The 20,512-nt window shown below is 60.8% G+C and carries 17 protein-coding genes, 2 tRNA genes and 1 pseudogene; 8 read left to right on the top strand and 12 right to left on the bottom strand.

Translation table 11 applies throughout. From position 1 onward, the window contains the following. Positions 1-15 precede the first annotated feature (15 nt). The 3 genes from AXF15_RS12835 to mqnC form a co-directional block, all read right to left on the bottom strand. Entirely contained in the window at positions 16-636 is a 621-nt protein-coding gene (locus AXF15_RS12835) for an NYN domain-containing protein (RefSeq protein ID WP_066608321.1), read from the bottom strand. Between the two features lie 190 nt (positions 637-826). Then, positions 827-2,047, bottom strand: a complete 1,221-nt coding sequence (locus tag AXF15_RS12840) for a M24 family metallopeptidase (protein WP_066608325.1) — start codon at positions 2,045-2,047, stop codon at positions 827-829. Beyond that, positions 2,044-3,078, bottom strand: coding sequence for a cyclic dehypoxanthinyl futalosine synthase (gene mqnC / locus AXF15_RS12845; protein WP_417926392.1), 1,035 nt, complete (start codon positions 3,076-3,078; stop codon positions 2,044-2,046). The genes AXF15_RS12840 and mqnC overlap by 4 nt, the downstream gene beginning before the upstream one ends. Before the next feature lie 123 nt (positions 3,079-3,201). Here mqnC and AXF15_RS12850 point away from each other — a divergent pair, with 123 nt between their 5' ends. From AXF15_RS12850 to AXF15_RS12860, 3 genes are all read left to right on the top strand, one after another. After that, positions 3,202-3,657 (top strand): YkgJ family cysteine cluster protein, encoded by a 456-nt coding sequence (locus tag AXF15_RS12850; RefSeq protein WP_066609009.1) that lies wholly within the window; start codon positions 3,202-3,204, stop codon positions 3,655-3,657. After that, complete coding sequence (locus AXF15_RS12855) at positions 3,657-4,367, top strand: DnaJ domain-containing protein (protein WP_066608331.1); 711 nt, start codon at positions 3,657-3,659, stop codon at positions 4,365-4,367. Before AXF15_RS12850 ends, AXF15_RS12855 begins: the two co-directional genes overlap by 1 nt. Positions 4,368-4,538: 171 nt before the next feature. Beyond that, positions 4,539-5,864, top strand: a complete 1,326-nt coding sequence (locus AXF15_RS12860; protein ID WP_066608336.1) for a UDP-glucose dehydrogenase family protein — start codon at positions 4,539-4,541, stop codon at positions 5,862-5,864. 106 nt (positions 5,865-5,970) lie between these two features. Here AXF15_RS12860 and AXF15_RS12865 read toward each other — a convergent pair whose 3' ends face one another. Then, positions 5,971-6,165, bottom strand: a complete 195-nt coding sequence (locus tag AXF15_RS12865) for a ferredoxin (RefSeq protein WP_066608339.1) — start codon at positions 6,163-6,165, stop codon at positions 5,971-5,973. A gap of 166 nt (positions 6,166-6,331) precedes the next feature. On the opposite strand from AXF15_RS12865, the gene ychF reads away from it, so the two are divergent. Together ychF and AXF15_RS12875 are read left to right on the top strand one after the other, a co-directional pair. Continuing rightward, entirely contained in the window at positions 6,332-7,432 is a 1,101-nt protein-coding gene (gene ychF, locus AXF15_RS12870) for a redox-regulated ATPase YchF (RefSeq protein WP_066608342.1), read from the top strand. 198 nt (positions 7,433-7,630) lie between these two features. Next, positions 7,631-7,707 (top strand) — tRNA-Pro (locus tag AXF15_RS12875). Positions 7,708-7,849: 142 nt separating this feature from the next. Here the strand turns inward: AXF15_RS12875 and AXF15_RS12880 are convergent. Genes AXF15_RS12880 through AXF15_RS12910 form a run of 7 tightly spaced genes read right to left on the bottom strand, consistent with a single transcriptional unit; the run spans position 7,850 to position 16,488 of the window. Then, on the bottom strand, positions 7,850-9,211 hold the full coding sequence (locus AXF15_RS12880) for an alginate export family protein (RefSeq protein WP_066608346.1): 1,362 nt from the start codon (positions 9,209-9,211) through the stop codon (positions 7,850-7,852). Beyond that, entirely contained in the window at positions 9,208-10,260 is a 1,053-nt protein-coding gene (locus AXF15_RS12885; protein ID WP_066608349.1) for an aminoglycoside phosphotransferase family protein, read from the bottom strand. Before AXF15_RS12885 ends, AXF15_RS12880 begins: the two co-directional genes overlap by 4 nt. Before the next feature lie 4 nt (positions 10,261-10,264). Then, positions 10,265-11,602: a phosphotransferase family protein gene (locus AXF15_RS12890; RefSeq protein WP_066608352.1), complete on the bottom strand. Its 1,338-nt coding sequence runs from the start codon at positions 11,600-11,602 to the stop codon at positions 10,265-10,267. 3 nt (positions 11,603-11,605) lie between these two features. Further along, the gene (locus tag AXF15_RS12895) at positions 11,606-13,456 is read right to left on the bottom strand and encodes an ABC transporter ATP-binding protein (protein ID WP_066608355.1); all 1,851 of its coding nucleotides are present in this window, start codon (positions 13,454-13,456) and stop codon (positions 11,606-11,608) included. After that, on the bottom strand, positions 13,440-14,678 hold the full coding sequence (locus AXF15_RS12900) for a glycosyltransferase family 4 protein (protein ID WP_066608358.1): 1,239 nt from the start codon (positions 14,676-14,678) through the stop codon (positions 13,440-13,442). The genes AXF15_RS12895 and AXF15_RS12900 overlap by 17 nt, the downstream gene beginning before the upstream one ends. Next, positions 14,678-15,934: a glycosyltransferase gene (locus tag AXF15_RS12905; protein WP_066608367.1), complete on the bottom strand. Its 1,257-nt coding sequence runs from the start codon at positions 15,932-15,934 to the stop codon at positions 14,678-14,680. Before AXF15_RS12905 ends, AXF15_RS12900 begins: the two co-directional genes overlap by 1 nt. Further along, positions 15,931-16,488 (bottom strand): glycosyltransferase, encoded by a 558-nt coding sequence (locus AXF15_RS12910; RefSeq protein WP_169793673.1) that lies wholly within the window; start codon positions 16,486-16,488, stop codon positions 15,931-15,933. Before AXF15_RS12910 ends, AXF15_RS12905 begins: the two co-directional genes overlap by 4 nt. Before the next feature lie 265 nt (positions 16,489-16,753). On the opposite strand from AXF15_RS12910, the gene AXF15_RS13830 reads away from it, so the two are divergent. Beyond that, positions 16,754-17,188 carry a hypothetical protein gene (locus AXF15_RS13830; protein ID WP_083518062.1) on the top strand — a complete coding sequence of 145 codons (435 nt, stop codon included), beginning with the start codon at positions 16,754-16,756 and terminating at the stop codon, positions 17,186-17,188. Positions 17,189-17,599: 411 nt separating this feature from the next. Here the strand turns inward: AXF15_RS13830 and AXF15_RS12920 are convergent. Further along, positions 17,600-18,717 (bottom strand): annotated as a pseudogene (locus AXF15_RS12920) (IS3 family transposase). A gap of 136 nt (positions 18,718-18,853) precedes the next feature. On the opposite strand from AXF15_RS12920, the gene AXF15_RS12930 reads away from it, so the two are divergent. Then, positions 18,854-18,930: transfer RNA gene (locus AXF15_RS12930), tRNA-Arg, on the top strand. Positions 18,931-19,034: 104 nt separating this feature from the next. Continuing rightward, on the top strand, positions 19,035-20,504 hold the full coding sequence (locus AXF15_RS12935; protein WP_066608372.1) for a protein adenylyltransferase SelO: 1,470 nt from the start codon (positions 19,035-19,037) through the stop codon (positions 20,502-20,504). Positions 20,505-20,512: the final 8 nt, after the last annotated feature.

The following is a 20,512-nucleotide window of genomic DNA, read 5'->3' on the forward strand; positions in this document are numbered from 1 at the left end:
CTTGCCCGTCCGCTGTCAGGCCTTGTCTTCGGTTTCCCGGTAGGTATTGTCCACTTCCTCCCAGAAATCGTTGATCCAGTGGATGCGGTCCGCCCGGCATTGCAGTTCGGAAGCGACGCCGTCCCGGAAAACCACCAGCTCAATGGTTTTTCCCTGCTCGGAGAGGTGCTCCACCACATCCAGCAGATCCGAGTCCCCGGAGGACAAAAGCAGCGTATCGTACTGGTGCTGATAAATGAGGGACAAGGTGGCAATGCCCACATCCACGCCCTTCTGGATTTCGTTGAACACCTTGTGCGTGAGATCTCCGTTCTGGTTCTGACAGCGAAGCTGCACTTTCTGCCCGCATTCCTCGCAATAGGCCTTGTCCGCGCGCTGCTGCTTCAGACTGTAGAATTTGGTGATGATCTTGGGACCGATGGGCGGACCGCTGCGCAGCCAGTGGTGAAAGTTGTCCTGAGCCTCGCTGGTCGGCTGGGGTATGGAATTGAGATAATAGGCCCTCCATATGGGACCGCTCTGTTCCAGATACTGACGCAGACGCAGATAGCTGAATTCGTAACCGCTGCGTACACTGTGACGGGCGTTGAAAAGATAACCGGCGTCGATAAGCCAGAGTTTGCGTTTTTCAGTCATGTATTTTCCCGGAAATTTCCTGTTCAGTTTATTTTTATTTCTTGAAAATCCACATCAATACAGATTTCAGATAAATATGTTACAGAGACAATACATATTAAAAAATATACTTATTTTATTGCAAATGAGTAATGAAGTGGAAATTTGTATCCCTCACATCTCGATGGACCATTCCACCGTGTCCCGGCCGTCACGCTGAGAAAAGCGGCCCCCGCTCCTCTCCGGTCAGGCATTCTCCGCCCTGCGGCGTAACCACAAAAGTATTTTCCACGCCGACCATACCCAGGCCGGGAATGCCCATTTTCGGTTCCACGGCCAGAACCATGTTCTCTTCCAGCGGAGTGTCGAAAGATGGCGCGACAACCGGCCACTCGTCAACGGCCAGGCCGATGCCGTGCCCCAGAAAGCCGACCTTGTTCCGCCCAAGGCCCATGAACCCCTCGGCCAGACCGTTTTGCAGGGCTATTTTCACGCAGTCCCGGTACAGTTCGGCGGGCACGGTTCCGGGCTTCAGCCGGGAAGCCAGATATTCGTGGATTTGCAGGCAGAAATCCTGAGCCCGGTCGGCCTCCTCGGAAACGGCATCCTCCCCGGCCCAGTAGATCAGGGTCTTGTCCGTGTGATAGCCTTCAAGACAGAACCCGCAGTCCACGGCCAGAGGCTCCGCGCGATTCCAGACCTTGCCCGCGTAGCCCGGAAAAGGCAGGGCCGGATGCTCGCCGCGCACGCCAAGAGGTCCGTTGAACGCGCCGGGATAATTGCCGGAATCTCCGGCCGCCACATGGCCCAGAAAAATCTCCTCGCCGGGATTCTGCATACGCATCATGCCCTGGTGGCCGTGCCCGAAGAATACTTTCCACACGGCCAGGCCGACTTCCCGCTCGGTCATGCCCGGGCGGATGCGTCCGGCCAGAGCGATCAGAGCCTGATTGTGCCGCGCACCGGCCAGCCGCATCTTGCGCAGTTCCCAGGCAGTCTTCACGGCGCGGGTCCGGTGCAGGGCCATGTCCGCCGCGACGAAATTCACCCCGGGAACTTTCTCTTTAAGCATCTCGCCCAGAGACCAGGGCAGCCCGGCCATCTCCACGCCCGCGCAGGAGCCGAAAGGTGTGCCGCATTCCCGCAGCAGGCCGGAAATCTGGGAATAGGACTTGTATTCCAGAATGTTCTGCAGGGGCGAGTCCATTTCCGCCCGCTCGAACCCCCGGCGGCACAGCAGAACCGGTTCGCCGTCCAGAGGCAGCCAGAGCAGACCGTTCACCCAGGCCCCGCTCAGATAGTAGACCGCCGGACGGGAAAAAATCAGCATGCCGGACGCGTCCGGACGGCATTCGTTCAGGTGCCGGCGAAGTCTGGCCGCGCGGTCCCGGACTTCAGAGAGGGGCATGCGCTCCAGAGAAACAAAGGTCATGGCTGCTCCTCGCGCAGGGTATAGTCCATGGTCCGGCGGCGAGGGACGAAACCCGCCCGCTCCACCAGACTTTTCAGCTCCGCCTCGGGCAGACGGAAGTGCACGCCCGTGGCCGCCACCACATTTTCCTCCAGCATGGTGGAGCCGAAATCGTTGGCCCCCCAGAACAGAGCCAGCTGGCCGATGCGCGGCCCCTGCGTGACCCAGGACGCCTGGATATTCTCGATGTTGTCCAGATACAGGCGGCACAGGGCCAGAAACTTCAGGTACTCGTCGGACGAGGCCTCGGGCATTTCCATGCGCGTGTTCCGGGGCTGAAAAGTCCACGGGATAAAAGCCGTGAACCCGCCCGTGCGGTCCTGCACCTCACGCAGGCGGTCCAGATGCTCCACCCGCTGGTCGAAAGTCTCGCCCTGGCCGAACATCATGGTCGCGGTGGTGCGCATGCCCAGGCCGTGGGCCGTCTCCATGACCGAAAGCCACTGGTCCGCCGTGCACTTGTGCGGCGAGACCCGGCCGCGTACCGCATCCACCAGGATTTCCGCGCCGCCGCCGGGCATGGAGTCCAGCCCCGCGGCCATGAGGTCCGCGAGAATGCCTGCCACGGGCCGGTCCTCCCGCTCGCTCAGAAAGTGAACTTCCGTGGGTGAAAAGCCGTGCACGGCCACGCCCGGGAAATGTTCCTTCAGCGTGCGCAGAAGCCCGGTGTAGTAGGACAGCGGCAAATCCGGATTCATCCCGCCCTGAAGCAGAATCTGGTACCCGCCCGAGTCCACGGTTTCCTGAATCTTGGCCAGGATTTCCTCCGTGCTCAGCACGTAGCCGCCCATCTCTCCCGGCCCCTTGAAAAACGCGCAGAATTTGCACCCGGATGTGCAGATATTGGTATAGTTGATGTTGCGGTCTACGATGTAGGTCACGATGTTTTCGGGGTGCATCTCCAGACGCCGCTGATGCGCCAGAGCACCCAGCGAAAAAACCGTGTTCATGTCCCAGATGTAGCGGGCCTCGTGCATGGACAGACGCTTCATGACCATTTCCTCAATGAATAGCGGCGGGTGCGGCAGTGCTAGCGTCTGCGCCGCTTGCAGGTCAAGGACCGGGCCTTGCAAAAAAACGGCCCCTGTGCTTGGAATCCAACCCGCGAGGACACCATGACCAATGTATTCGACTGCCGGATGTGCGGACACTGCTGCCAGGGACAGGGAGGCATCGTGGCTTCGGCCCCGGAGCAGGCCCGTCTGGCCGCATATCTGAACATGTCCGTGGACGATTTCCGCGCCGCCTACACCACGGCTCAGGGAAAAAAGACCGTATTACGCACCCGCGAGGACGGCTTCTGCATTTTCTTCGACCCGGCCACGGCGTGCACGGTACACGCGGCCAAACCCGATGTCTGCCGGGCCTGGCCTTTTTTCCGGGGCAATCTGGTGGACGCCACCAGCTGGGAGCTGGCCCAGGATTACTGCCCGGGCATTACCGGCGGAAGCAGCCACGCCGAGTTCGCCCGCCAGGGCGTGCGCTACCTCAGGGAAAACGGGCTGGCCAAAACCGGACGGGAAGATGAGGCCAACGCCCTGAACATTTCCGATCTGGCGGAACAGGACTGATGCGTCTGAGCGAGTGCTACGCTCTGCTGGAAGTCCCGCCCGAGGCGACCCTGGAAGAGATCAAGGTCAGCTACCGCAAGCTGGCCTTCAAATATCACCCGGACCTGAATCCGGACGACGCCCATGCGGCCCAGCGCTTTTCCCGCCTGAACCAGGCCTATGTTCTCCTGAAGGACCACCGCGCCCGCGGCGCGGAAAAAAAGACGTACACCGCCGAGGATATCCGTCAGGAGGAAGAGGCCAGGGCCGGAGCCAGGCCCGGCAGGTCCGACGCCTTCTTCTCCCGGCAGGAGGAAGTGCTGAAGGATATTCTAAGCGACCCCTTCGCCCGGCAGGTATTCGAGGATATTTTCAGCAGGCTGAAGCGCGGCGCGCCCCCCGGAGATATGCCGGGGCAGAGGACGGCCGGCCGCAACACCATCCGGAGCAAGGCCCCGTTCCAAAATCCGGGAAAAAATCTGTGGGCCGGTCTGAAAAACTGGGCCGTGCGCCAGCTCGACGACCGGCAGACCGTGCAGGTCCCCGTGCGCAGCCTCAGGCCCGGCACCACCCTTCGCGTGGATATCCGGCACCGCTTCGGAGAGCCGAAGAGCATCGAGGTCACACTGCCGCCGGATTTCGCGGCGGACCGCCCCATCCGCCTCAAGGGCTTGGGCCGCGCTCTCGGCCCGTGGCGGGGCGATCTCTATCTGCGGCTTGTGGGGAAGTGAGCCGCCAGATGCAGCCACAGAAACATATAACGGCGATCCCGGCAGGAAAGTCTGCCTCAGAGTTCTTTTTCATCCCGCATCATTAATTGTGCCCGATACTTTGCGCGGCCCGCACAACAGCCGCTGACCAGGGCAAGACATCCACACGGCACAAAACCATGAGGAGTAACTATGAACATATGCATTGTCGGAACCGGTTATGTGGGGCTCGTGTCCGCGGCCTGCTTCGCGGAAATGGGCAATATGGTCACCTGCGTGGACATCAACGAAAACGTGGTGGACCGGCTCAAAAAAAGCGAAGTCCATATTTACGAGCCCGGCCTGGAGGAACTGGTCCGGCGTAACGCCAGGGAAGGACGCCTGACCTTCACCACCGAGTTGACCGAGGGCCTGAAGGACAGCCTGTTCGTGTTCTGCTGCGTGGGCACTCCCGAAGGCGACGACGGCAGCGCCGATCTGCGCTATGTGCAGCAGGTGGCGCGGGATGTGGGCCGGACCATGACCGGCTATACCATCATCGTGGACAAATCCACGGTGCCCGTGGGCACGGCAGACCAGGTCCGGGCTATTGTGAACGAGGAACTCGCCAAACGCGGCGTGGAGATCGAATTCGATGTGGTCTCCAATCCCGAATTTCTGAAGGAAGGCGACGCGGTCAACGACTTCATGAAGCCGGACCGGGTGGTCGTGGGCACGGACAACGTACGCACGGCCGAGCTGCTGAAAACCCTGTACGCGCCCTACGCCCGCAGCCGGGAAAAACTCATCGTCATGGGCGTGCGCAGCGCGGAAATGACCAAGTATGCGGCCAACTGCATGCTGGCCACCAAGATCTCCTTCATCAACGAAATCGCCAACATCTGCGAGCAGGTCGGAGCCGATGTACGCGAAGTGCGCCGGGGCATCGGTGCGGACCACCGCATCGGCTACCAGTTCATCTATCCGGGCGTGGGCTACGGCGGCTCCTGCTTTCCCAAGGACGTGAAGGCCCTTATCCGCACGGCCACCGGGGCGGGTTGCAATCCGCAGCTCCTGTCCGCCGTGGACGAGGTCAACGACCGGCAGAAGCTGGTCATCGCCCGCAAGATCGAAGCATATTTCAGCGAACAGGGCGGCGTGTCCGGCAAGATTCTGGCCCTGTGGGGTCTGGCCTTCAAGGCCAACACCGACGACATGCGCGAGGCTCCGTCCCTGGAACTGATCCGGTATCTGACGGAACGCGGCATGCGCGTACGTGCCTTCGACCCGGTGGCCGGCTCCAATGCCCGCCGCATCCTGGCCGACAACCCGCTGGTGGAGATCTGCGACGACCAGTACGCTCCTCTGGAAGGTGCTTCGGCTCTGGCCGTGGTCACGGAATGGAACCAGTTCAGGAATCCGGATTTCGCCCGAATCAAAAAGGAGCTTCAGGCCCCGCTGCTGTTCGACGGCCGCAATCTGTACTCGCCGCAGCTCATGGCTGCCGAGGGCTTCGCCTACTTCTCCGTGGGCAGATAGGATCGCCGTCTCCGGACATCCCCCTCAATCCGGCGCATCCCCGGCGTCTCAACAGGCCGCCGGGGATGTGAAGGCATTTCCCAATCCGGTCCATCCGTACCCACTTTCAGATGATATCGATACAATCATCCGGGCAATAGGCCACGGCCTTTCTGGCCAGTTCCGCGTCGCAGGGGTTGGCCCGCACTTCGGCCACCTGGGCGCTCTCGTCGAACGCGAATACCTCCGGCGCCACCTCCACGCAGGCCATGCACCCGGAGCAGCACGGCCGGTTCACGGCCACTTCCACCAGCTCAGCCACAGCTCCTCCGCTTTTTGAAAAAAATCAGCGGCAATGCCGCTTCTTCCGCGCCGTATACTTCCATCCGCGCAAACCTCAAACCGTGCGCCTTGCCTCCCGCCGGGGGCCATATTATGCCTGCGCCACTTTACGCCGGGGCGCAGTTCCGGCAGCACAAGGAGACATCATGGGACTGAGCATAGGCATTGTCGGACTGCCCAACGTGGGCAAGTCCACCCTTTTCAACGCGCTGACCAGGGCTCAGAACGCCGAGAGCGCCAACTATCCTTTCTGCACCATCGAACCCAACCGGGCCGTGGTCCCTGTGCCGGACCTGCGGCTGTACAAATTGCAGGAACTGGCCAGCTCCCAGAAAGTGATCCACGCCACGGTGGACTTCATCGATATTGCCGGACTGGTTCGTGGGGCCAGCAAGGGCGAAGGTCTGGGCAACCAGTTTCTGGCCAACATCCGCGAATGCGACGCCATCTTGCACGTGGTGCGCTGCTTTGAAAATGATGACGTGATCCATGTGGACGGCGCAGTGGATCCCATCCGGGACATGGAAACCATCGATACGGAACTGATCCTGGCCGATCTTCAGGCCGCCGAACGCAAGGCCGAACGGCTGGGCAAACAGATCAAAGGCGACAAGCGGCTGGCCCCGCAGATGGACCTGCTGCGCGGGCTCATCGACCACCTGAACGCGGGACGGCCCGCCTCGGAAATGACCGAACTGCACAGCGATCCTGGAGCGGAACTGCGCCGGGATCTGCTGCTGATCACTTTCAAGCCGGTCATTTTCGCCATGAACGTGGATGAGGACGGACTGGGAGAGGACAACGCCCATGTGCGCCGCGTGCGCGAAGCGGCTCAGGCCCGCGCGGCCGGGGCCGTGAAAATTTCCGCCCGTATGGAGGAGGAACTGGCCGGGCTTTCCCCGGAGGAGGCGGCGGAGTTTCTGGCCTCCTACGGCGTGCAGGAGTCCGGCCTGGATCTGATCATCCGCGCCGGCTATGAAATGCTCGGACTGTGCTCCTATTTCACGGCCGGACCCAAAGAAGTCCGCGCCTGGACCATCCGTCAGGGTTGGAAGGCGCCTCAGGGTGCGGGCGTGATCCACACGGATTTCGAGCGAGGCTTCATCCGGGCCGAGGTCATCGCCTACGAAGACTACGTCAAACACGGTTCCGAGGCCAAATGCCGTGCCGCTGGAGTGCTGCGCGTGGAAGGCAAGGAATACGTCCTGAAAGACGGAGATGTGGTGCATTTCCTGTTCAATGCGTGAGGCGGTTCAAAACTTTCTGCCGCCAGAAAATACAAAACGCCTTGGGAGTAAACGAGTTCAACATAGAAATGGAGATGCCTGTAAGCTCATGCCCGAACGCTGCGAGGCGGGGCCTGTAAAATCCAGGCGGACTGTTCTGGCAGGACCATCCTGAAGGCTTGACAGTTTTGGAGACAGCTGTGTACGTCCCGTTTCCTCCGGGGCGTAGCGCAGTTTGGTAGCGCATCGGTTTTGGGAACCGAGGGCCGCGTGTTCAAGTCACGCCGCCCCGACCAGAAAATAAAGGACCTAGAAAAACTAGGTCCTTTTTCTTTGGGCGTGTGCAGCAGAGCAGATTGAGAGTCCGCCTCGCGGCAACGGGGGATTCCCTCCTGAAAGGCCGCCAAAGGCAATCTGTCGGAGGATTCCCTCTGCCGCTCAGAATTTATATTTGAAACCCGCCTGAAAGCTGGAGGCCGTATCCGCCCCGTCCGGGAAGGCATCTCCGGGGAAAAAAAGACCGTACCGGGCATAGAGCTGAAGATTTTTTATCTCTCGATAACCGGCAATGATATCAAGGCCCTGACCCAGATCATGGCTCTCCCCCAGGGTCTTATTCCGTATCCAGGCGTTGCGCAGTCTGCCCTCCCTTGCCGTATCCTGACGGTAGTGGTGATAGATCAGATCAAGGGAGCTGTTCTCTGTCGGGCGGATACCAAGTCCAGCGGTGATTATATGGATGTTGCTCAGCTCCGGGTCCAGAGTTTCGCCGTAGAGCTGAAAATCCTCCACTCCGTTGAAGCGGCCGGTATTGTCCTGAATGCCTGTTTGCCGGAAGCTGCGATCGAGCGAGTCATCCGTGTTGCCGTCGCCGCTGCCAAAGGCATAAGCCAGACTGAGGCTGGGAGAAAATACAGTAGGCAGACGGTAGGTTGCGCCCAGATCAAGGCCGTATCCGCACAAATCCATCCCCTCATCCCGGCCGCGCACCGTGGCCAGCTCCGCCCAGTAATCAAGCGCGTCCAGAAGCGTTCCTCGGCTGCGCAGGCCCAAGAGCACCTGCTCGGTTGAAGCCTTGGAGAGGTCGTCGATCAGGATGGCGTAGGCATTGAACTCGTAATGCTTTTGCGGCTTATAGCTGCCGTAGGCCATGTAGTAGTTGAGATGCGCATCGAAATCGTCATCACTCAGGAGATTTTTCCTGAAAGTAGAGAGGCGGCTGGCGGAAAGCTCGGCCGACCAGACGCCCCGTTCGTAGAATAAGCGCAGGCCATCCAGTTCCTCGTCGTAGAGCCACTCGCGCTCGTCTTCGAACTCCTGGCGGCCGAGGCGGATATCGAGATTGTCGAAGGGCCAGTCTTCAAGATTGAAGTAGATCTGTTTGAGGTTCAGTTCTCTGTCGTGGGAGGGTGAGGAAATGTCATCGCCATGAGCAAGGGTGAATTTGCGGCTGGCCTCGATTTCCGAAAAAATTTCAAAATAATTCGTAGCCCTGTAGAGGATTCCCACACTCAGCTCCGGGTCGAGTACGGAGAGAGAATCATCTCTGCCGGAATCAAGATCCCGGTTGTTCTGAATATCAATTTTGGACTCCAGAGCCGCCTTTACTTTGAACTTGCTTTCATGCTTTTTGTCTCCGGCATGAGCCGCGGGATTCATAAATGCCGCACCGATGATGACGGAGAAAAACACAAAAAAAGCAGTTCGCCTTCCTGTAGAGATACGTTTTTTCCAGGCCATGAGGCCGTCGACCACTGAAAAACCGGGGCTGATTGCTTGTTTTTTCAGAAAAGAAATCATGAATGCAGCTCCTTGATGCGAAGTTCGCAGAGATCCATGAGCCGGCCAGTCCACTGTTCACGGCCGGGGATACGGGTGCTGACGGCAATGAGCCGGGCCAGGGAAAGCGTGGTATAGACCGCCACCCGCTGGTCATGGACATGGCCGGTCAATGCGCCAAAGCGTGCGGCCAGGGCCTGTGCAATTCCGCCGAGACGACCAGACTCGCCCTGGCTGCGCAGGCCGTAGTCGATGAGATGGGCGAGACAGTTGCCCGGATCGAGCCCCGGGTCGCCCTGACAGTAGAGATCGAGATCCACCAGAAAGAGCCGGTCGCCGTCAAAAAGAATATTGTCATGATAGCAATCCCGCTGACTGGGACAGGGCGGGCAGTACGGCAGGCTGCGCCCCAGTCGCGTGCAGGCCGCAAGCAGCTCGTCGATGCGCTTTTTCCAGGCCGGATGCAGCCAGGTCACGGCGGTCAGTTGTGTCTCCAGGATGCGCAGCTCATCTTTCATGCCGTGCACCCGCTCCGACAATGGCCCCAGCCGGTGCAGCTTGTGCAGAGCCCCGGCGATCCGCCCGGCCAGGGCCGGGCCATTTTCCCCGTGCAATCCTTCGATAACCGGCCTTGCCGGCACCTTTTTCTGCAGCCACATGGAAAGATGCGGCAACAGGCCCAGAGGCTCGGGAACCGAGACGCCATCCGCGCAGGAACCGTCAAAGCCGTTTTCCCACAGATGCCGCTGCACCGCATGGCTGCGCCGGTCGAGCCCCCTGGCCCTGATTTTGCCCAGAACCGAAAAGCGGCCGCCCTTTTCCGGGTCGGTCAGCTCATACTCGATCAGGCAGCGGCGGCCCGGTTTGTGCCGCCGCACGTAAATCGCCGCCACCTGCCATGCCGTGCCGGCAAAGGGATTGCGCCCGGATGCTTCCACCTGTTCCCGCAGGGCGCGGGTCATGTACGCCGGGTCTAGTGCCTGGACCAGCATGGGCATTTTGGAATCGGCAATCCTGCGGTCCGGATCGTGAACCGGAACGGGACCGCTCTTGCCGCGGCCAATCGGCATGGCCCTATGTTCCGGTTTCATGCCGGGCATGGTTTCTCCAAAACGCCACTGCGTGGTACACGAGCCGGGCCATCAGCTCCGGCCACTGCGGGTGACGGGTGCGAAAAGCCTGGGGCGTGAGCTGCAGCAGTTTTGCCGCTGTGTGGAGATTGTAGCGCAAAAGAGTTTCCCTTTGTCCGCAAGCCTCCAGGTAGCCCTTCAGCACCACGTCTGCCAGTGCTGCGGCGGTGCCGGCCGCAAGGGCTCCCGCCGCCTCGTCATAAAACAGTTGCGCGGTAAAAGAGCCAAGATCCGCTGCAGGATCACCGATGCGGGCCTGATCGTAATCGACGATGGCGATTCCACCGTCATCCGCCCCATCGACCAGCACCTGATCGCTGGAAAAATCTCCATGGATGGGGTGATGCTGGCGGGGCATGGAGAGCAGCTCCGCGCCGATCCCGGCGGCGAGACGGCGCAGCCGGACTGCCAGGGCGGGGCAGAGAAAGGCCGTGGCATTGGCGGCGGCCAGAACCGAAAGCGCCTCGTTTTCCGGCACAGCCGTGGCCAGCGAACCAGGGCTCTCTCGATGGAAGCCGGCCAGGGCCGCGCCCACGGCCTGCAATTGGCCAGGCTTTCGGCTCAGATCCCGAGCCTCGTGCAGGAGCTGGCGCAGCGGCCGGCCGTCCAGCCAGCGGCTGATTATGATGCGCTCATCCTGGGAAATGCCCAAAGGCCCGGCGACGCTCAGGCCGCCATCCGCGGCAAAGGTGCCGATGGTCCGCGCGGCCCTGCAGGCGTTTTTGAAGTCCCGCGCCTCATAAACCTTGATGAGCGCCCGGGCTGCACCGCCCACCAGCAATTTGCCCACGTATCTGCGCTCGTTTTTATAGCGCAGGGTCTCCATTCCGGCCGGCCACAGCTCGGGCATTGCGGGCAGAAGATCCTGCAGAAGCCGTCGGCGCGCATCCGCCTCTCCCAGCGCCGCCAGGCCCGGCAGTTTTCGATCCCGTGGAAAAGACCAGACCGCCAACTGCCAGCCATCCACAAAATGGGGCTCATGGCCACCCTGCCCGGCACCGTTTCCCTTCTGACAACGGGCCCGCTCTTTGGCGTATTCCTTTTCGGGATAGGCCTTGGCCGAAATCCGTATTGCCTTTTGAGCGCCGACCCCGGCGGCAAAACCCGCCAGGCAGTTGGTGTGCGGCTTGTATTTGAGGTAGCTGAGGGAAAGATTAAGGATTGCCTGTTCCGGATAGAGCCGCTGCAAAAGTCCCAGCGCCCGCTCCGGATCGAGCAGGATGCTCAGCCCCGGCAGGCCGGGCTCTCTGGCAATCACCTCCAGATCATGGCCGTTCAGCATGGTTTATTCTCCGGCGGTGTCGCGCCCCTGCGAAGCGGACGGGTTGCGGGCCCGAAAAAGCGCGGCATACGGCCCGCCCCGGCCGAGCAGCTCCGCATGGGAACCCTGTTCGATGATACTGCCGTTTTCGAGAAACACGATTTGATCCGCCCGGGCGGCCAGATCGAGATCATGGGTGATCATGATCACGGTGCGGCCCCGGGCGAGCTTGCCAAGGGCCTCGATCACCGCCTGTTCGTTGCTGCGGTCCAGACCGGTGGTCGGCTCGTCGAGGATGAGGATCGGGCTCTGCCGCAGGGCGGCCCGGGCAATGGCGATGCGCTGCTGCTGGCCGCTTGAAAGGGTGACCCCGCGCTCGCCCAGTTCGGTGTCGTAGCCATTGGGCATGGCCATGATGAAATCGTGGGCGTTGGCGAGTCTGGCCGCCTGCTCGATTTCGGCGAAGCTGGCACTGGCCGCGCCGTAGCCGATATTGTCGCGGATGCTGGCGGCAAAGAGCAGACTGTTGGGCAGAACGATACTGATCTGCTCCCGCAGGGATTTGAGACAAAAGCCGCGGATATCCATCCCGTCGATAAGCACCCGGCCCTGACTGGGGTCATAGAGACGCAGAATCAGGCTCACCAGGGTGGATTTGCCCATGCCCGAAGGCCCGACCACAGCCACATGGTGGCCCGGCGGCACGGAGAGGTCAATCCCGCGCAGGATGGGATGGGCCGGATCGTAGGCGAAGCTCACCCCCTCGAAACAAAGAGAGCCCTTGAAGGGCGGGACGGCCACAGCATCGGGCAGATCCTCGATATCCGCCTTTTCTGCCATCAGATCGACGATGCGCTCGCCCGCGGCCACGGCTCTGGCCATCCGGCTGGTATACTTGGCAAACATGCGGATCGGCCGGAAGGTGCTCTTGAGGTAGGTGATGAAGACAATCAGATCGCCCGGCGAAAGCTCTCCCACCAGCACGAAGAGCGTGCCCTGCCAGAGAACAATGGCCGAGGACAGGCCGATCATGACATCGGCGCTGCGTTCCAGATTGGCGGTGAGGCGCTTGACCTGCACCCCGGTACCGAGGCTCTTCTGCCCCACTCGGGCAAAGACGTCGGCAAAGTTTTTTTCGAGTGACAGGGCCTGTACATCGCGGATGGCGGCCAGGGATTCGGCTGCGGTGGCCGCCATCGCCCCCTCCTGTTTACGCAGTTTGCGGGTCATCTGGTGAATCTTTCTGCCCAGATGGGTGCTGATGAGCCAGAGCAGGGGCCAAGGCAGCAGCGCAAAGAGGGTCAGTTGCCAGTTCATCCACAACATCACCCCGATCATGCCGACAAGTATCAGCAGGTGGGCGAGCATCGGCATGATGGCGGTCACCATGGTCTCGCCGATCAGGTTCACATCGCTGACCACGCGCAGGGTCAGCTCGCCGGTTTTGGCCCGGTTGTGGAAGGAAAGGGAGAGCCCTTGCAGATGCTGGTAGAGATCGTCCCGGATCCTGGCCATGGTGCGGCTGCCTGCCAGGGCGAAGCCGATGCTGCTCAGATAGGACAAGATTCCTCTGAGGGAAATGATCAGCACCAGACTGAGCGCAAGCAGAGTCAGCAGCTGCATGGAGTCGAGGCTGGCGAGCAGGGGAATTTTTGCAAAACCGGTGTGGGGGCTGTCGGAGACGATCCAGTCGATGACGATTTTCAGCGGCCAGGGCTCCAGCAGCTGGGCGGCGATACCGGCCAGAAGGGCCAGCAGGGAGCCGGCGAGCAAGGCGGCATGACGGCGCAGATAGGGGCCGAAACAGGCGAGGATGCGGCGCAGGCTGGGCAGGGCCGCGGATATGCCGGCCGGCGTCTCAGAAGAAGTCGACATGATGCCCTCCCTGGTCTTTCGGAGTATTTTCGCTCAGGTCCGCGTGCCTCCCCTGCTCTTTTTTCTGTAAACCCGCGATGGCAAGGATACGGGCCGCCACGCTGTCCCAGCTGTGCCGGGTCAGGGCTTCGTCTCTGGCGGCTTGCCCCAGCCTGCGGCAGAGGGCCGGATCGGCGCGCAAGCCGGCAAGAGCGGCCTGCAGTCCGGCCGCATCACCCGGCGGATAGAGCAGACCGGTCTTTTGCTCGCGCACAACCCGGTCGAGCCCGCCGACCCGGCTGGCTACCACCGGCAGAGCGGCCGCCATGTATTCATAAATTTTCAGCGGCGAAAAATAAAAGGGCTCCATCTCCGGATAGGGGGCGACGCCCACATCCATCTGCCGCAGCCAGTTCGCGACTTCCTCCGGAGGAACCGCGCCGGTCAAAGTGACACTGTCGGAGATTCCGGCCTGCGCAATGCTCCGCTCAATGCCTGCCCTTTCCGGGCCATCACCCACCAGCAGAAGGCGCAGGCCCGGATCCTGTGAGTGCATGGCGATGAACACATCGAGCAGCAGCTCAAGTCCGTGCCAGGGCTTGAGGGAGCCGAGAAAACCGATGGTAAAGGTTGCCGGCGAATCCGGCTGGGGACGATCCGCAAAGAGTTCGTCCGGAAAGCGGGCCGGATCGATGCCGTTTGCAAGCACCCGCACCCGTCCCCGGCTCTGCGGGTAGCCATCGAGATAGGCGGCGACTCCCGGCGACACCGCAATGATGGCATGGGCCGCCGCAAAGACCCTGGCCGCGATCCGTTCCGCCTCCTCGCGGTGCACCAGTTCCCGGTGCCGGATCTGCTCTTCGATAAGCGGCGCATTGACCTCAAGGATGCCGGGGATGCCCTGGGATTCGGCATACTCCATGCCGGCGCAGCTCCACAGGGAATAGCGCTCGTAGACGCAGTCAAACGGCCCGGCGATCCTCAGGGCGTCCTGCACGGTGCCGGCGCTTACCATGGCCGCCCGCTCGCGCCGGGCGGTGTCGCCCCGCGGCGGCTCCGGCAGGCAGTGTACCGGCAGGTCTCTCAGATCCGCGGGCGGCTCCCCGCCCAGGCGCATGGCAAAAAGCCGCACCTGAAGCCCCTGCCGCCGAAAAGCACGGATGACTTCCTGTACGTGGATGGAGGCGCCCTTGGCACCAAAGACCGGAATGCCGGGGTCGGCGCAGACATATGCCAGACGCATCAGGCCCTCCTCGCCGTGGTCGCGTCTGCCGTTTCCGGCAGACGGGCGGCGGCCATGGCGGCCCTGAAGAGCTCGCGCTGGGCCGCCGCGTTTTTCCGGATATCGAAATCCTCTTCAACCAGGGCCCGGGCCCGGCCGGCCAGGGATGACCGCAGATTCGCATCCTGCAGCAGCCGCGCCATGGCATCGGCCAGGGCAGAGGGATCGCGCTCCGCCACGCAGAGACCGGTGTCGTTATGCCGCACCAGCTCGGGAATGCCCACCACCTGGGTGGAGATGACCGGCGTCCCCTGGGCCATGGCCTCCACAAGCACCGTGGGCAGGCCATCGCGGTCGCCGTCGGAGCTGATCACGCAGGGAGCGACAAAAAAGGCGGCCTCACGAAAAATCCTGATCAGCTCCGCGTGGGCTCTGGGCCCGGCAAGGCAGACCTGCTCAGCCAGACCAAGCCGCTCGATTCGCTGCTGCAGAGGCTCCCGCATCATGCCCTCGCCCACTATGCTGCAGTGAAAAGCAATGCCCCGCTCCCGCAGCAGGCCGCAGGCCTCGACCAGCACATCAAAACCCTTTTTCTCCACCAGCCGGCCCACGGCCAGGATTTCCCGGCTGTTCAGATTGGGGGGCTGGTACGTAAAACGGTCCAGATGCAGGCCGTTGTAGATACGCCGCACCTGCTCGGCCGCCCGACCATAGGTGGCCTGCAGATAGCGCTGGTTATAGCCGGAGACCGTGATCACGCCCGCGGCATCGCCCAGCTTCCTGCGCATATCCTCCTGATCGACTGCCTGATGATAAATGTCCTTGGCGTGTACGGTCAGGGTATAGGGAATGCGGGCAAGCCTCGAGGCAATGCGGGTGACGGTCGCCGCAAGCGTGCCAAAATGGGCGTGAAAATGGGCAATCCCGCGCTCGCGCGCCTTCAGGGCCAGCTTGATGGCCTGAAGCAGGTCTCCCTCTTCCATGTCGCCCAGCTCATCCAGAGCCTGCCAGAAACCCGGCAGTTCCCTGCGGGCAAGGCTCATCATCTCCCAGAGGCTGTGCGTGGCGGCGCTGATGTCGCGGATATAGGTGACCGGCGCCCTGACCTGGGCCAGAATATCCTGAAAATGGCTTTCCCGGACCGGCCGCAGAGCAAAGATGTGGATTCTCATCCCGGCCTTTTCGTGTTCAAGAATTTCATTGACGATAAAGGTTTCCGAGAAGCGCGGGTAGCGTTTGAGCACATAGGCCAGCGCGGGCTGCTGCGGTGTCGTCATGATGCAACCTTACTCGAACGAGTGGAGGAGGCGGAAGAGGCAGGGTCGGCGGCAACATGGGCGGACCCGAACATGGCGCTGGCCAAAGCCGGAATCTTCTTTAGCCCCCCAAGGTCGATCACATTGCGGGCAGGTTTGAAGGCCTGGTCCTTATGGAGCCAGCGGGAGAGAGCGGCCGGATTCAGATCTTCCAGGCAGATGACGTCGACCACCCCCAAGGCCCGCAGGCGTTCGGCACGGATTGTCTGCTCGAGCCGGGGCTTGTTGCGCGGCACGATCAAAGCGGGTTTGCCGAGGCTCAATATTTCGGTCACCGTGTTGTAACCGCCCATGGCAATGATCCGCCTGACCCGCTGCATCAAGCCCATGGGTTCCTGCAGAAACTCCAGTACCCGCAGACGTGGATTTTCTCTGGCCTGGGAGAGCAGTTGCCGTTTTTTCTCCTCCGGTAAAAACGGTCCGGTAACCATGATGCCGTACTCGCCCTCCGGCAGTTGCGACCTGGCAAAGGCGCTCGCCACGGCCAGGCCGTCCTGCCCCCCCGCCAATGACACAAAGGGTAAATTCCTGCTGGAGCACATCCCGCTCTACCCAGCGCGCCGACTCCGGGTCCAGGTCCTCTTCTTCGCCGGACGGCAGACGATCCATGGGGTCGAGATAGCCGGTGAAGGTCGTCTTGAGCCTCAGGGAGGGAGAAAAACCGTAGGCAGAGGTCTGATCGTACACGTCTGGATCGCCGTAGATCCAGACCGCTTCATAAAATCGCTCGATAAAGGCCTCGTTCTCCTGTTCCTGCCACTGCCTGCGCACAGCCTCCGGATGATCGATTATGTCTCGCAGACCCAACACGGTTCTGGTGGTATCGGAATCTTTCAGATTCTCCAAAACCGGGCTCAATTCCTGCAGAGCGCCGCGCGGCACATTGTCCACGATAAAGAGGTTGGGGTTGAAATGGGTCAGGGCCGTCCCAATCACCTGGGACCGCAGATTGACCAGGGCATTGGTTTCTACAAAAAGGGAGCGGGGCGAGTAGTTCCCGTGCTGATCCTTGCGGTAGGCGGGCAGGGTCAGACAGTCGACGCCCTTTGGAATGCGGAATGCGCCCGCCTCGTGGATGCCGGCAATGAGCAGCACCTTGGCAGCCAAAGGCGACTCCGCCAGGGCCCTGGCGATAAGCTGGTTGCGGCGGATGTGGCCAAGGCCCATGGTGTCGTGGGAATACAGGACGATTTTCATGATCCGTTCTCTCGTTGATACTGGTGGGCTCGGAGCTGTCCCATGTGTTCGGGCGGAAAATGGGGATTGCTCGGCTTGCCTGTTCCTCATCTCAGGCTGTCTTTGCAAGGACTTATTCATGATAAGTACCTGTACGCAGAGGACGTAATGAGGCGACTTTTTACCTTTCTGCTGACAACTTGATCGCATCAAGCCATTTTTCTGTTTCGTAAAGGTTTGATGCGATCAAGTTACTCGAAAGCTGAAAGCCTCCTATCATATTCTGAAGGGATAGAGACAGTCAAAGCCAATCTAGCCTGCCCGTAAGAACGCCCGGATTTTGGACAAAAAAATGGAACGAAGGCTGATTACCTTGTTCCATCTTTGCCCAGAGTTGGTCCCCATTGTTCGGCCAGGAATTAGCGGTTTCTTGGCTTATCTTTTTCCTCATCATGCTGCCTTTAACAGCCCTTCATGGTAACAACGCTCCGGGCTTCTCCCTCCCAAACTGCTGTGAGGCCGAGTCTGGTTGTAAAAGTCGATCCATCTGCCGATGCCGGTGCGGGCTTCCGAGCCGGTTTCATATGCGTTCAGGTACACGTTCTCGTATTTGCGTGAGCGCCAGAGGCGTTCGATAAATACGTTGTCCAGCCAGCGGCCCCGGCCGTCCATGGAAATGCGGATTCCCTTATCTCGCAGGATGTTGGTAAAGGCAAAGCTGGTAAACTGGCTGCCCTGGTCGGTGTTGAAGATATCGGGTTTGCCATATTTCGCCACGGCCTCTTCCAGAGCCGAGGCGCAAAAATCCGTGTCCATGGTGTTTGAGAGCCGCCAGGGCTGTACCAGTCCATGATGGCCACCAGATAGAGAAAACCTTTGCGCATGGGGATGCAGGTAATATCCGCACACCAGACCTGATTGCTCCGATCTATGGTCAAGTCGCGCAACAGGTAGGGATAGCGTTTGTGTTCCGGGTTCGGAACACTGGTTTTCGGCTTCTGGTACACAGCCATGAGACCCATCAACCGCATCAGACGGCGGACGCGCTTTCTGCCAGCGTTGTATCCCAGCGACACCATGTAACGACGCATCTGGCGCACTCCAAGAAACGGCCATTCCGTGAGAGCACGGTCCGATTTCCTGCATTACTGTGAGGTTTATGGCCGATTCTCCGGCTCTTTTGTAATACAGGCTGGAACGGGCGACTTTGAGCAGAATGCACTGCCGGACAACGCTGAGCTTCACATGGCCCGAATTGACCATGCTTTGCCTGCGGGAGACGCTCACCGCTTCCCCCAGGCTTCGGCTGAAAAATCTCGTTCCACGGTAAGCTGACCGATTTTGGCATGAAGCATCTGGAGCTGCTTTTCTCTCCTGACCTCTTCGGTCTTGATTTCACCGGCAAGGATGCCCGCAGCCGATTCCTTGAGCTGCTTCACCCACTTGTGGATGAGCGTCTGATGAACGCCGAACTCGGAACTGAGTCCGGCAATGGTTTTCTCGCCGGAAAGGGCGGCCAGGGCCACTTTGGCCTTGAAAGCGGGAGCGTGGTTCTTTCGTTTGGACATGTGTGTTCTCCTTGGCTGGTTGAGTAGCTATCACACCTGTCCGAATTTTGGGGACCACTTCTCGCCTCCTCAAAACGCACAACCAAGAGCTGCCTTGACTTTTCACATGGGGAAACATATCTGTTTTCTTTCATGTGCGCCAGTAGCTCAGGTGGATAGAGCAATTGCCTTCTAAGCAATCGGCCGGGGGTTCGAATCCTCCCTGGCGCACCAGAGTTTTCAACAGATTGTAGAATTTTTTACCGCTCATTTTTTATCGCTGCCCTCTTTCATCCTCTGGACAACCGCCGCGCCGTTTCGCGGCAAAAAATGCAGCCATGCCGCACTCCGGTTCCCTCTCTTCCTCCGGATGGAACTTCGATAACAGCTACATCCGTCTGCCTGAAATTCTCTACGCCCGCCAACTCCCGACACTGGTGGCCACCCCGGAAACGATACGTTACAACGCATCCCTCGGCACCTCTCTGGGTTTAAGAACGGATCTCGCCGACCCCGACCGTGCGCGCTGTTTCTCCGGCAATCTGCTTCCATCCGGAGCCGACCCCATCGCTCAGGCCTATTCCGGACATCAGTTCGGGCATTTCACCATGCTCGGCGACGGCCGGGCTCTTCTGTTGGGCGAACAGATCACTCCCACCGGCGAGCGTTTCGACATCCAGCTCAAGGGGGCGGGGCGGACGCCATTTTCCCGGCGGGGAGATGGCCGGGCCGCTCTGGGCCCCATGCTGCGGGAGTACATCGCCAGTGAAGCCATGCATGCCTTGGGTATCCCCACTACACGCAGTCTGGCCGTGGTTTCCACCGGCGAGAACGTATGGCGCGAAACCGCCCTGCCCGGCGCCATCCTGACCCGAGTGGCCGCAAGCCATATCCGCGTGGGTACGTTCCAGTATCTGGCCGCTGCCGATGAACGCGAAGCGTTGCGCCTGCTGGCCGACCACGCCATCGCCCGCCATTATCCGGAAGCGGCCGAAGATCCCACTCCGTACCTGGCCTTTTTCCGGGCTGTGTTGGTTCGGCAGGCGGCCCTGATGACGAAATGGCTGCTCGTGGGCTTTGTGCACGGCGTGATGAACACGGACAATGTTTCCATCTGCGGGGAAACCATCGACTATGGCCCCTGCGCCTTTCTGGATGCCTATGACCCGGACGCCGTGTTCAGCTCCATCGACCACAACGGCCGGTATGCCTACAGCAACCAGCCCTCGGTCATGCAATGGAATCTGACCCGCTTCGCCGAGGCCCTGCTGCCGCTTTTCGATGATCGGGAAGAACGGGCCAGAGAAATGGCCTCCGAAGCCCTGGCCGTATTTCCAGACACGTTCCGCCGGGAGTGGACTTCGGGCATGGCCGCGAAACTCGGGCTTGAAAGCGTGGAGAATGGCGATCTGGAACTCGCTCAGGACCTTTTGGCGCTGATGCGGGAACACCGGGCCGACTACACGGCCACCCTGCGCGGCCTGTCCGAAGAGACGACGCCGGAGACGCCGTTTTTCAGGGAGCCCGGCTTCCTAGCCTGGCGGGACAGGTGGGAAGCCAGACTGGCCCGGCAGAGCGGGCCTATCGTAAACGCCCGAAAGAGGATGCGTACCCTCAACCCGGCCGTCATCCCCAGAAACCTCCGGGTGGAAGAGGCATTGAAGGCCGCCGCGACACGAAATCTTGCGCCTCTTGAGCGGCTTCTCTCAGCCCTTTCCCGACCTTATGAGCATTTGCCCGCGTACGCGGATCTGGCCGAACCGCCTGCGCCTTGGCCGACCCCGTACAAAACCTTCTGTGGAACATGAAACAATCG

The organism is Desulfomicrobium orale DSM 12838 (genome assembly GCF_001553625.1).
Taxonomy (GTDB): Bacteria; Desulfobacterota; Desulfovibrionia; order Desulfovibrionales; family Desulfomicrobiaceae; genus Desulfomicrobium; species Desulfomicrobium orale.